This is a genomic window from Kutzneria sp. CA-103260 (assembly GCF_018263855.1).
In the GTDB taxonomy this organism is placed as follows: domain Bacteria; phylum Actinomycetota; class Actinomycetes; order Mycobacteriales; family Pseudonocardiaceae; genus Kutzneria.
This window is the reverse complement of the sequence record NZ_CP073318.1, coordinates 1,672,249-1,684,053: the sequence shown is the minus strand read 5'-3', so window position 1 is coordinate 1,684,053 and position 11,805 is coordinate 1,672,249. Positions and strand designations below refer to the sequence as shown.

The 11,805-nt window shown below is 69.0% G+C and carries 11 protein-coding genes; 7 read left to right on the top strand and 4 right to left on the bottom strand.

Annotated elements, in window-relative coordinates:
- The first annotated feature begins 33 nt into the window (after nucleotides 1-33).
- The 3 genes from JJ691_RS07470 to JJ691_RS07460 are packed head-to-tail and all read left to right on the top strand — an operon-like array spanning nucleotide 34 to nucleotide 3,040.
- The gene (locus JJ691_RS07470; protein ID WP_211768055.1) at nucleotides 34-1,323 is read left to right on the top strand and encodes an ABC transporter substrate-binding protein; all 1,290 of its coding nucleotides are present in this window, start codon (nucleotides 34-36) and stop codon (nucleotides 1,321-1,323) included.
- Nucleotides 1,320-2,186 carry a carbohydrate ABC transporter permease gene (locus tag JJ691_RS07465; protein WP_211768054.1) on the top strand — a complete coding sequence of 289 codons (867 nt, stop codon included), beginning with the start codon at nucleotides 1,320-1,322 and terminating at the stop codon, nucleotides 2,184-2,186. The genes JJ691_RS07470 and JJ691_RS07465 overlap by 4 nt, the downstream gene beginning before the upstream one ends.
- Complete coding sequence (locus tag JJ691_RS07460) at nucleotides 2,183-3,040, top strand: carbohydrate ABC transporter permease (RefSeq protein ID WP_211768053.1); 858 nt, start codon at nucleotides 2,183-2,185, stop codon at nucleotides 3,038-3,040. The genes JJ691_RS07465 and JJ691_RS07460 overlap by 4 nt, the downstream gene beginning before the upstream one ends.
- Here the strand turns inward: JJ691_RS07460 and JJ691_RS07455 are convergent.
- Complete coding sequence (locus tag JJ691_RS07455) at nucleotides 3,033-3,857, bottom strand: alpha/beta fold hydrolase (protein WP_211768052.1); 825 nt, start codon at nucleotides 3,855-3,857, stop codon at nucleotides 3,033-3,035. The two genes, JJ691_RS07460 and JJ691_RS07455, sit on opposite strands and share 8 nt — an antisense overlap.
- A gap of 584 nt (nucleotides 3,858-4,441) precedes the next feature.
- On the opposite strand from JJ691_RS07455, the gene JJ691_RS07450 reads away from it, so the two are divergent.
- Nucleotides 4,442-5,587: a DUF222 domain-containing protein gene (locus JJ691_RS07450; protein ID WP_211768051.1), complete on the top strand. Its 1,146-nt coding sequence runs from the start codon at nucleotides 4,442-4,444 to the stop codon at nucleotides 5,585-5,587.
- Nucleotides 5,588-5,885: 298 nt separating this feature from the next.
- On the opposite strand, the gene JJ691_RS07445 is transcribed toward JJ691_RS07450, so the two are convergent.
- Complete coding sequence (locus tag JJ691_RS07445) at nucleotides 5,886-6,425, bottom strand: DinB family protein (RefSeq protein ID WP_211768050.1); 540 nt, start codon at nucleotides 6,423-6,425, stop codon at nucleotides 5,886-5,888.
- Between the two features lie 47 nt (nucleotides 6,426-6,472).
- On the bottom strand, nucleotides 6,473-7,123 hold the full coding sequence (locus JJ691_RS07440) for a hypothetical protein (RefSeq protein WP_211768049.1): 651 nt from the start codon (nucleotides 7,121-7,123) through the stop codon (nucleotides 6,473-6,475).
- Nucleotides 7,124-7,173: 50 nt separating this feature from the next.
- Here JJ691_RS07440 and JJ691_RS07435 point away from each other — a divergent pair, with 50 nt between their 5' ends.
- Both JJ691_RS07435 and JJ691_RS07430 read left to right on the top strand, forming a co-directional pair.
- Nucleotides 7,174-7,938, top strand: a complete 765-nt coding sequence (locus JJ691_RS07435; RefSeq protein ID WP_211768048.1) for a cyclase family protein — start codon at nucleotides 7,174-7,176, stop codon at nucleotides 7,936-7,938.
- Entirely contained in the window at nucleotides 7,935-9,548 is a 1,614-nt protein-coding gene (locus JJ691_RS07430; RefSeq protein ID WP_211768047.1) for a thiamine pyrophosphate-binding protein, read from the top strand. The genes JJ691_RS07435 and JJ691_RS07430 overlap by 4 nt, the downstream gene beginning before the upstream one ends.
- Here JJ691_RS07430 and JJ691_RS07425 read toward each other — a convergent pair.
- Complete coding sequence (locus JJ691_RS07425) at nucleotides 9,522-10,892, bottom strand: carboxylesterase/lipase family protein (RefSeq protein ID WP_211768046.1); 1,371 nt, start codon at nucleotides 10,890-10,892, stop codon at nucleotides 9,522-9,524. The genes JJ691_RS07430 and JJ691_RS07425 overlap by 27 nt on opposite strands.
- Nucleotides 10,893-10,951: 59 nt before the next feature.
- Between JJ691_RS07425 and JJ691_RS07420 the strand changes: the two genes are divergently transcribed.
- A complete protein-coding gene (locus JJ691_RS07420) occupies nucleotides 10,952-11,632 on the top strand; it encodes an NADPH-dependent F420 reductase (protein ID WP_211768045.1) in 681 nt (226 codons plus the stop codon).
- Nucleotides 11,633-11,805 lie beyond the last annotated feature (173 nt).

The following is an 11,805-nucleotide window of genomic DNA, read 5'->3' as shown; positions in this document are numbered from 1 at the left end:
ACCCCATCACCGTCTCATCGGGGAGCGGGTCGCATGCGCGGAGGACTGATCGGGTTAGCGGCGGTGCTGGCGCTGGTCGCGGCGTGTGCGCCCGGGCCGCTGGAGACCGGGGATAGTGACACTGGCCCGGTGAAGGTGGACTTCGCCAGCTTCAAGGGCAAGCACATGACGTACCTGTACTTCACCGACGGCCCGGATCTGGACGCGACGAAGGCGGCGATCGGGCGGTTCGAGCAGGCCACGGGGGCGACGGTCGACCTGCAGGTAGTGCCGTTCGCGGATCTGCAGCGGTCGTTGCAGGCCCGGATCTCGGGCAACACGGCGCCGGAGGTGGCGCGGGTGCAGGACTGGCATCCGTACGCGGGTGAGCTGCTGGACTTCGGGGACTACTTCGGCAAGGACTACCGGGGTGAGTTCACGGACGGCGCGGCGGCGACCACAGTGGACAGTGCGGGCCACATGTACGCGGTGCCGAGCGACCAGACGATCAACGGGCCGTTCGTGAACGTGGACGCCTTCAAGAAGGCCGGTGTGCCGGTGCCCGGTGGGAAGTTCACGTGGCCACAACTGGTGGACGCGGCGACGAGGGTGGCGGCGGCCAACCACATGCCGTCGGCGATGTCCATTGACATATCAGGAAACCGGCTCAGCACGGTGCTGAGCCAGTATGGCACGGCGCTGATCGGCGCGGACGGCAACGAGGGCCTGGACCAGGCCAAAGCCGAGCAGGCGCTGGGTATGGTCAACGACCTGCTCCAGCAGGGCAAGCTGTCCAAGGACTTCTGGCTCGGCGCGGGCACGAACTACAAGGGCGGCAACGACGCCTTCCTCGCCGGCCAGGCCCCGGTCTATCTGTCGGGTCCGTGGCAGATCGGGGCGTTCGCCAAGTCGGCGCCGTTCGCCTGGGCGGCGGTGCCGAACCCGTGCGCGGCCCAGTGCGGCGGCTTCCCGGGCGGCAAGATGATGGTGGCCTTCAAACACAGCAAGGAACCCACGCTCGGGGCGGCGTTCACGCAGTGGATGAACCGGGCCGAGAACCAGCGGGAGATCGACAAGACCGCCTACTGGCTGCCCACCCGCAAGGACCTGGTGTCCTCCGGTGTGCAATACCCGTCCCGCGACGCGGACATGAACATGTACATCTCGCAGATCACCACCACCCCGCAGGTCGACTTCACCACCCAGGCCAGCCCGGCGTTCACCGCGGCGGCGCTGGCGCTGATCAAGGAGTTCGACAAGGCGGTAGCCGGGCAGGAGAGCATCGCCGACTGCGTGCGGAACCTGAAGACGCAGGTGGCCCAGATCGTGCAGGCGTCCAAGTGACGGGGCGCAAGCTCGCGCCCTATCTCTTCGTGCTGCCGAACATGGTGGTGTTCGGACTGTTCACGATCTGGCCGGCGATCAACGGCTTCAACGTCAGCTTCTACACCAGCCACAACGGCCGCACCTTCCGCGCGGTCGGGCTGGACAACTACCACCAGATCCTGACCAGCGACGAGTTCTGGTCGGTGGCCGGCCACACGGTGCTGTTCGTGCTCGGCTTCGTGGTGCTGAGCACGGTGCTGGCCACCGTGTTGGCCTTGCTGCTGAACGGCCAGCGGCGCGGCCGCGGGGCGTTGAGCGCGGCCTACTTCCTGCCGGTGGTGGTGTCGCCGGTGGTGGTCGGCCTGATCTGGAATGCCGCGCTGCAAAGGCAAACCGGCCTGGTCAACGAGGCGCTGTCGGCGCTGGGCCTGGGCCAGCCGGCGTGGCTGGTGGACGGAAACCTGGCGCTGGTCTCGGTGATCGGCGTCGGGGTGTGGATCCACCTCGGCTTCTACGCCATGATCCTGTTGTCCGGCTTGCAGTCGATCGACGGGTCGGTGCACGAGGCCGCCACCATCGACGGCGTGACCGGCTGGCAGCGGATCCGGCTTGTCACCCTGCCACTGCTGCGGCCGACCACGACGGTGGTGATCACGCTGGCCACCATCACCGGCTTCCAGGCCTTCGACTTCATCTACACACTGACCGGCGGCGGCCCGGTGCAGGCGACCACGCTGATCATCCAGTACATCTACCAGAACGCCTTCACGCCGCCGATCGCCTACGGCCTGGCCAGCGCGACCGCGGTACTGCTGTTCCTGGCGGTGTTCGGGCTGACGCTGGTGAACTACCTCATCGGCCGACGGCGGGAGGCGGTGTGAGCCGCCGCGCGCCGACGTGGACGTCGACCAGCGGCCGGACCCCGTCCACCGGCGCGGTGCTTCGGACGACGGTGCTGATCGTGGGGGCGATCATCGTCGTCGCGCCGCTGCTGTGGGCCGGGCTGTCGTCGTTCAAGGGGCCGGCCGAACTGGCCGCCCAGCCGCCCACGCTCTACCCGCACGATCCCACCGCCGACGGCTACACCACCGGCCTGGCGGCCTTCGACTTCCCACGGTTCCTGGCCAACAGCGTCATCGTGACGGCGGCGGCCACCGCGCTGACGCTGCTGATCAACTCGCTGGCCGCGTACGCGTTGGCCAAGTACAACTTCCGCGGCCGCAACCTGCTGTTCCTGATCACCCTGGCCACCATCATGATCCCACTCCAGGTGATCCTGCTGCCGGTCTACCAGGTGGTGTCCGCGCTGGGCCTGACCAACTCGCTGCTGGGCATGATCATCCCGCCGGCGGCCACCCCGACCGGGGTTTTCCTGCTGCGCCAGTACATGCTCAGCCTGCCCGACGAGACCCTGGAAGCGGCGCGCATCGACGGCGCCGGCGAGTTCCGCATCTTCTGGCGCATCGTGCTGCCGCTGTGCCGGCCGGCCCTGGCGGTGGTGGCGATCTTCTCGGTCATCTGGCGGTGGAACGACTTCCTGTGGCCGCTGATCGTCGCGCAGGACGAGTCGGTGCAGACGCTGCCGGTGGCCATCGCCAGGTTCGCCGGGCAGCAGTCCATTCCGTTCAACCAGATCCTGGCCGTGTCGGTGGTCTCCATCGTGCCGGTGATCGTGCTGTTCCTGGTGCTGCAACGGCAGATCATCGCCGGGCTGGTGCGCGGCGCGGTCAGATGACCAGCCGCCGCAACTCCTCGGCCAGCAGCGCCGGCTGATCGGTGGGGATCATGTGGCCCGACTCGCTCGCGTAGACGTGACGACCTCGGGGCGACTGCTCCGCGCGGTGCCGGTGGGCCTTGTTCAGCGCCGCCCGCACGGTTTTGGTCATGCCCCGCGCGCCGGAGACGACCGTGACCGGGATGTCCGGCAGCGTCGGCGGATGGTCCCGCATCATCCGCAGGCCGTCGGGAACCTCGGCCAACTCGGCGGCCCGAGTGCGCATTGCCGCCGTGGTGAAGGCATTGGTCCGCATCTCCGCGCGGGCGTCCTCGGGCAACGCGTCCAGCAGTGAGCCGTACGCGAGGTGCAGCACCCCGAGACGGGCGGCCAAACTGCTGGCGACCTGGTTGACCTGCTCAGCTCGGCGCACCGACGGTCGGAAGGCCCATTCGCAGGCCTCGTCCGACGGATCGACCAGCAACAGAGCCTTGATCCGCTCCGGCGTCGCCGCGGCCGCCAGCCGCACGATCAGCCCGCCCCAGCTGTGTCCAACCAGGACAAACGGCCCGTCCAGCTGATCCAGCACGTCGCCGAGATCCTGGGCCATGCGTGTCAGGCTGCGCGGCTGGCTGTCCGGCACGCTCAAACCCAGGCCGCTTCGGTCGTACGCGACCGTCGGGGCCCACTTGGCCACCAGCGTCTGCACCGGCGCCCAGTACGAGCACGTGCCGGCCAGGCCGGCCTCGAACACCACCGTCGGCGTGGCGTCGACGAGCCCGAGTCGCCGGCAGTACAGGCCGCGTCCGTCCCGGGTCGTCAGCATCTGGCTGTTCACCGAACCTCCTCCACCCGCTTCGAAGTTAGGCTACCCTAACTTCAAGTGAGTGGAGGCGAGCGACGGTCGGGGCTATCGCGAGGACCACGTCCGCCGCGCGGGGGTCGTCGCCCCGGAGGACTTCCGCGCCGACAAGGAGGGCCAGACGCGCTGGCGGCGCTCGGGTTCGATGGACACGACAGCCACCGAGGTCCGACGGGCCGTCGGGCCGTCGGTTCCGGCTCAGGGCAGATGTACAGGGATACGGACATCCCCACTCCTCGTGGACTGCTTTGTTGCTGATCTGACCATGAGGGCGTCTATGTGGTGTCTATGCGAGTGTGAATGTTCGGGGTTAGGGTGGTATTATTGGGTGGCTCCGGGTGGATTTTGCGTGGAGCCTCTGGGCGATGGCGTATCGAGGCGTCATCGGGCAGGCTACGCCTGCCTCGATTCGCGGATCAGCGTATGCCATCGCCCCCCTCCACGCAAAATCCACCCTCCGAGGTGAGGGGTGAGGGTTCTTGGGGTGGAATGGTTGACAAAGGCTTGAATTCACCCATTAGTGAGTCGAGTTCGATCATGTGTGCGAGTATTCTGGAGGTATGAAGAAAATCACCCGAGAGTTGGAAGCCATGGAACCCTCAGGGGCCATGGTAGACCTGCTCCTGGGTGTGGATGTCGAGAGCCTTACCGATGATCAGAAGCTCACCCTGCTGATCGCGGCCCGCAAGGCAATGGCAGCTCTCCACTACGTCGAGCTCAGCCTCGTGCACGGGATCGAAGACACGGCCGAGATTGCTATGGCGGTTCACGAGCCGGAGCAGTCGATAGTCCGTCAGAAGGAATACAGCGACGTCCTGGACCGGCTACCCCGATGCGCGGAACTACTGCGGCACGGGGAGATCGATGCCCGCCGGCTCAAGACCGTCGATGACCGGGTGGTTCACCTGACCGACCGGGAGTTGGTCGCCCAGGTGGATACGGCCCTAGCGGACGTGGCCCCTGGCTTGACCCGGACCCAGTTGGCCCGTCGGGCCACCAAAGCAGTGGCTGAGGCGGACCCTCTCGGCTACGACCAGCGCCGCCTGAAAGCCCGCGAGGACCGGCGGGTCGAGTTCACTCCGCTGCCCGATGGCATGGCCCAGCTCAGTATCGTCCTGCCGGCCATCGACGCCCGCCAGGCCTACGACCTCCTCACCCAGGATGCGCGAGCCCTGGTCAAGGACGAGCGGACCACCGACCAGAAACGGGCCGATGCCTTCCTTGACCGCTTCCTGGGCTATGGAGTGGACCGCAAAGTCCAGGTCCACGTCACCATCTCGATGGAGACCCTGATGGGCCTGACCGAGGATCCCGGCCTGCTCGACGGCTACGGCCCCATCGCCGCCGACTCCGCCCGCGAACTGGCCATGCACGGCCCCTGGCGCGGCCTCCTCCTCGACGAGTACGACCGCGCCGACGCCTTGAGCAGGGAAAAGTACCGCCCCACCGCCAGAATCAAAGAATTCTCCGAACTCAGCGCCGGCGGAGTCTGCTCAGCACCCGGCTGCACCACACCCATCCAAGAACTCGACCACACCACCCCCTGGCCGGTCGGCAAAACCTCCGCCAACCAACTCAAGGGCTACTGCGCCCATCACCACCACCTGAAACACCGCGACTACACCGCCACCCTCGACCCCGACGGAACCCTGCACTGGCACACCCCACAAGGCCGCCACTACACCACCCAACCCCACCAGTACTGACCCACGCCCCACCCGTTCTTTGACAACTCCACAGCGAAACGGCCGACACAGGAAGGGGATGGAAAGCCGGGAATGGAGCGAAGGAGATCCATATCCAGCCAAAGCGCCGACGCCGAAAGGGCCCGATCCCCCAAGCACCCCTCACCCCAAACCTCGGAGGGTGGATTTTGCGTGGAGGGGGGCGATGGCATAAGCTGTCGGCGATCGAGGCAGGCGCAGCCTGCCCGCTTCTTTGCCTCGATGCCATCGCCCAGAGGCTCCATGCAAAATCCACCCGGAGCCACCCACAATCACCCGACTACCGCCACCGATACAAATCCCTCAACAACGATATCTCCGCCCCATGGTGCAACAATTCCCGATGAATATGCAACACCAACTCCGCCATGGTCAGCTCAGCAAACTCCCCCTCAGCCGGCCCACACTTGGCCGCCAAATCCACCCCACGCACCCCTTCGATCCAAGCGTGATACCCGGCATCCAACTGCGCCAACGCCGTATCAGCGTCCCCCGGATAGTCATGGCTGACATAATCCATCGCCGGCCCCCCGAAATGCGAAGCGACCCGCATCCCGAACACCCCGACCACAACATGTCCGATACGCCAGGCAATCGTCGTCACCGGCGCGGGATCCGGCGTGGGAAACTCCCAGTCGATAACGAAGTCCCCGACCCCCGCGGCCATCGGCGTGTGACTACTCCCCCGAGGCCGCACGTTCCACGCCCCGTCGACCGGCTCCCACAGGTATTCCGCGTCCGTCAGCCCTTCCAGCCGTGGCCGCAGCTGGTTCCGCCAGTGCCAGTCCGCCTGGTCGATGAGCAGCTCGTTCCAGTTCATGGCCGCGACGCTACGACCGATCGCGGACAGCTACTGTCCTCAACGCATCACGACTTCTTGGCGTACTCCAGCAGCGGTCGCATCGGCGACACGTCCACCCCGGCCCCGCGCAACGCCGCGATGATCTGCGCCGCCCGCCGGTACTCCTGCTCGTCGGCCAGCCGGTAGGCCACCTCGAACTGGTCGATCGGAACGGTCGTCGGCCGCAGCCGCACGCTGGTCTGGTCCCGCCAAGCCCAGCACTCGGCGACGGTGCCCTTGGCATCAGTACCGGTGACCCACACGAACCGCCCCTCGTCGACCCACAGCGTGTTCGGCGCGACCGACCTGACCGGCGCCGCCACCGGCGGCGGGGCAGCCGCCGCAGCCGCAGCAGCTCGACGCGACAGCCGTGTCGAAGTCCCACTGCTCACCGTGGGCGGAGCGGACAAACCCCCGTAACCCGCCAGCAGCGCGTCGTGGTCGGCCGCGGCCCGCAGCAACCCGGCGTAGTCGACGATCGCCCCGGCGGCCTGGATCTGCTGGATCACGGTGCGGGCGAGGTCGGACGCGGGGTGCGGCCCGGAACCCCGGTCGACCTCGGCCGCCGCGGCGTCCAGGGCGTCGGCGAGCCGGCGGAAGTCGTCCGCCGCGCGGCGGATCGGCGCCTGCACGGCGCGGCGGTACGGCGCCAGGTCGGACGGGTTGGCTGTGGTCATGGGTGCAAGGTTAGGAGAGGATCCGAATGTTCCGAGTCAAGGAGGTTCCCATGCCTGTGCTGGCCGGCCTGCTGTCCGCGTTGCGGTCCGGCGCCGTCGAGGTGCTCGACCTGACGGCGCCGCTCTCGGCGAGCACACCGGTGTTGCAGCTGCCGCCGCCGTTCTCCAACACAACGAGCTTCCGGCTGGAGGAGATCAGCCGCTACGACGAGCGCGGCCCCCGCTGGTACTGGAACGACATCCACACCGGCGAGCACGTGGGCACGCACGTCGACGCCCCGAATCACTGGCTGTCCGGTAAGGACGGCGCGAGCGTGGACCAGATCCCGCTGAGCACGTTCGTCGCCCCGGCGGCGGTGCTGGACGCCTCGGCCAAGGTCGCGCAGAACCCGGATTTCCTGCTGGGCGTCGACGACATCCGAGCCTGGGAGCGGGAGCACGGTCCGCTGCCGGACGGTGGCTGGCTGCTCTACCGCACCGGCTGGGACGCGCGCTCCGGCGACCAGGACGATTTTCTCAACGACACGCACACCCCGGGCGTGTCGGCGGAGTGCGCGCAGTGGCTGGCCGACGAGGCGCCGATCGCCGGCTTCGGGGTGGAGACCGTCGGCACGGACGCGGGCCAGGCGGCCGGCATGGAGCCGATGTTCCCCTGCCACGACCGGCTCCTGGGTTCCGGCAAGTGCGGGCTGACGCAGCTGCGGAATCTGGCGCAGCTGCCGCCGACCGGGAGTGTGCTGGTGGTGTCGCCGCTGCCGATCGTCGGCGGCTCGGGCAGCCCGGCCCGCGTCTACGCCCTGGTGGAGCGGTCGTGATCGTCGCCGAGGCGGTGGGCCGGGTGCTGGCCCAGTTGGGCGCCGGCCCGGCGTTCGGGGTCGTCGGCAGCGGGAACTTCCACGTCACCAATGCGCTCCGGGCCGGTGGCGTCCCGTTTCACGCCACCCGGCACGAGGGGTGCGCCGCCACGGCGGCCGACGCCTGCGCCCGCATGAGCAACCGGGTCGGGATCGTCACGACCCACCAGGGCTGTGGGCTGACCAACGCCGTCACGGGCATCGGCGAGGCGGCCAAGAGCCGGACGCCGCTGATCGTCCTCACCGCGGACACGCCGGATTCCGATCCCCTCAACAACTTCCGCATCGATCAGGATGCGCTGGCCCGCGCGGTCGGCGCGATCCCCGAGCGCGTCCACAGCCCCGAAACCGCTGTCGCCGACACGATCCGCGCCTACCGGACAGCCCTGGTCGAACGCCGCACCGTCGTGCTCAACCTGCCGCTGGACGTCCAGGTCATGGCGGTCCCCGCGTTCGAACCCGTTACGCCACCAGCACTTCCCGCCGTCACAGCACCCGATGTCACGGCATTGACGGCGCTGATCGCCGGCGCTCAACGACCGGTGTTCATCGCCGGTCGGGGCGCTCGCGCCGCCGGGAGGGAGATCGCCGACCTGGCCGAGGCCTGCGGCGCGCTGCTGGCCACCTCGGCCGTCGCACACGGTCTGTTCCACGACAGCCCTTGGTCCCTCAACATTTCCGGTGGCTTCGCGTCGCCGCTGACCGCCGAGCTGATCCGGGACGCCGACCTGGTTGTCGGTTGGGGCTGCGCGCTCAACCGGTGGACGACCCGCCACGGCAAGCTGCTCGGCCCCGACGCCCGGTTGGCGCAGGTCGACCTGGACGAGGAAGCGCTTGGCGCGCACCGGAGAATCGACGTCGGCGTGGTCGGCGACACCGCCGCCACGGCCCGCGCGGTGCTGGCCGGCCTCAGCCCGCAAGCCGGCTACCGCTCCCCCGAGCTCCGGGAGCGGATCGCCGCCCACGTCCGCTGGACCGCCGCCGACTTCACCGACGAGTCCACCGCCGACCTCATCGACCCCCGCACGCTTTCCCTGGAACTGGACCGAATTCTGCCGGCCGAGCGGGTCGTCGCCGTGGACTCCGGCAACTTCATGGGCTATCCCAGCGCCTACCTGAGCGTGCCCGACGAGTTCGGATTCTGCTTCACGCAGGCGTTCCAGTCCATCGGCCTCGGGTTGGCCACGGCCATCGGCGCTGCCGTCGCCCAACCTGACCGGCTGCCGGTGGCGGCCCTCGGCGACGGCGGCTTCCACATGGCCGCCGGCGAGCTGGAGACCGCCGTCCGGCTCGGGCTGCCGCTGGTGGTGATCATCTACAACGACGCCGCCTACGGCGCGGAGGTGCACCACTTCGACGGCGACCACGGCACCGTCACCTTCCCGCCCACCGACATCGCCGCCATCGCCCGCGGCTTCGGCTGTGCGGGCCTGACCGTGCGGACGGTCGACGACCTGAAACCCGTGCAGGACTGGCTTGACGGGCCACGGGACACGTCGTTGGTGATCGACGCGAAGATCACCAACGACGGCGGCTCGTGGTGGCTAGCCGAGGCCTTCCACGGGCACTGACCAGATGCGGCGCGAGGCCGCGAGCGGGTCGTCGACGTCTCGCGGCTCAACGTCCCAGATCCGGGTCCGGCGCTCCGCCCCGTAACGGGGCCAGCCGGGGTCGCCGGTGGCGGCGAAAGCCGTCCAGGCGCGACGGATCTGCGCGGACAGCGGTCCGAACGAGGCCGGCGGCGGCGAACCGAGATACCGGCCGGCGAACCGGGTCTCGGGAATCCCGAACACCAGAGGGATGTCCACGCCGTGGCCGGCCCCCAACCCGGGGCTGGCCCAGGCCAGTTCGTACACCCAACTCCGTCCGTGCGCCTCGGCCACCCGGACGGTCGGCATCCGAACCAGGGCATCGGACAGCATCGCGGTGAACGGATCGTCGAAGCCCTGGCGATAGTCCTCGGCCGCTTCCCCGGTCAGGCCAACAGAAGAAGCCACGACGGCAAGATCCACGCCGGGTGGAGCGGGTTGCCCCTGGCCACGGTATTCCTCACGGGTGTAGCCACACACAAGATCCACATCACGATCGGTCGACGCCCACGGCGGCCCGGTCACCAGCTCGCCGTCGACCACGGGACCGAACGCCGTGAACCCCTCGCGCACCGGAGTGTCTTGCACGGCAAGGATTGCCTCGGGCGGCAGTGCCGCGAGCCCATCCCACGTTGGCTCGACGCCGGCCGCCCGCGCGATGGTCGCCGTGACATCAGCGGCTTCGGCCGGGGATCGGTGGCCAGCGGGAATGCTCTGGGCGATCGCCCGCCGGAACAGGCCCTTCGTCGCCGACATCAGGAAAGCGATCGACGCCGCACCCGCCGACTGGCCGAACACCGTGACAGTGAAAGGATCCCCGCCGAAGCCCGCGATGTTCGCCCGCACCCACTCCAACGCCGCGATCTGGTCGCGCAGGCCGCGATTGTCGGCCGTGCCGTCGATGTGGCCGAATCCCTCGAAGCCGAGCCGGTAGTTGATGGTGACCACCACAACCCCGGACCGGGCCAGCACAGCACCGTCGTACTGCGGCATACGCGAGGACCCGTGCTTCCACAGCCCGCCGTGGATCCACACCATCACCGGCAGTCCAGCAGCGCCGAGGTCCGGGCTCCATATGTTGAGCGACAGGCAATCCAGGCCATCACCCGGCCGCCACACCGGCGGCGCACCCGGCGCGGGCGCGAGTTGCGGGGCGGCCGGCCCGAACTCCACGGCGGGACGGGTGCCCTCCCAGCCCGGAACCGGCGCCGGTACCCCGAACCGCGGCGCGGCGGCGTACGGAATGCCCTTGAACGCCTTCACGTCGCCGAGGTCCAGTCCTTCGACCCGACCAGAGCCCGTCTCCACCACCGGCCCATCCACCACGCGAGGGATCCTGCCACACACCTCGGAATAGATCGCCCGGGCCGGAGCTTGACCCCTGTATGGCGACTCTTGGACTGATCGGCAGCGGACACATCGGCAGCACCCTGGCCCGGCTGGCCGTGGACGCCGGCCTGGACGTGGTGCTCAGCAACTCCCGCGGCCCCGAGACCCTGAAGGACCTGGTTGCCGAGCTCGGTCCGAAGGCCCGGGCGGCCACCCCGGAGCAGGCCGCGGCGGCCGGGGACTGGGTGGTGGTGACCATCCCACTGCGGGCCGTCGACCAGGTGCCGGTGGCGCCGCTGGCCGGCAAGACGGTCATCGACACCGGCAACTACTACCCGGGCCGCGACGGCGACATCCCCGCGCTCAAGGAGGGCGCGAGCACCGACGCCCAGCTGCTCCAGGCCCACATCCCGGACGCCAACGTGGTCAAGGCGTTCAACAACATCTACTTCGGCCACCTGGCCGTCCTCGGCCGGGCGAAGGGCGCACCGGACCGCACCGCGCTGCCGATCGCCGGCGACGCCCCGGCCGCCGTCGCCCACGCCACCGAACTCCTGGACATCCTCGGGTACGACGCCGTGGCCTACGGCACGCTCGCCGACAGCTGGCGCTCCCAGCCCGGCACTCCCGTCTACGGCCCGCCGTACTCGGGTGGCTCCATGGACCTCGCGACTGCCCAGGCCACGCCGGCTTCGGCCGACGTCATCCGGACCGCGCTGGACGCTGCCACCCGGTAAGTCCACAGACGCAGCGCGCAGATGCCGGACCGCCCGGCAGTACGGTGCGACGCCGGCGGAATACCGTCCTCAGTAGACCACCGGCGTCACCCGATCGGCCGATCGCGCGCTTCGTGGGGGGAAACCCCACCGCTCGTCCACGACCATGGCGGCCACACCACCCGCAGTGCTTG

Coding starts and splice junctions, on each gene's coding strand:
- JJ691_RS07470 (WP_211768055.1), top strand. CDS start 34: ATGCGCGGAGGACTGATCGGGTTAGCGGCGGTGCTGGCGCTGGTCGCG.
- JJ691_RS07450 (WP_211768051.1), top strand. CDS start 4,442: ATGAAGAAAATCACCCGAGAGTTGGAAGCCATGGAACCCTCAGGGGCC.
- JJ691_RS07445 (WP_211768050.1), bottom strand. CDS start 6,425: ATGAACTGGAACGAGCTGCTCATCGACCAGGCGGACTGGCACTGGCGG.
- JJ691_RS07440 (WP_211768049.1), bottom strand. CDS start 7,123: ATGACCACAGCCAACCCGTCCGACCTGGCGCCGTACCGCCGCGCCGTG.
- JJ691_RS07435 (WP_211768048.1), top strand. CDS start 7,174: ATGCCTGTGCTGGCCGGCCTGCTGTCCGCGTTGCGGTCCGGCGCCGTC.
- JJ691_RS07420 (WP_211768045.1), top strand. CDS start 10,952: ATGGCGACTCTTGGACTGATCGGCAGCGGACACATCGGCAGCACCCTG.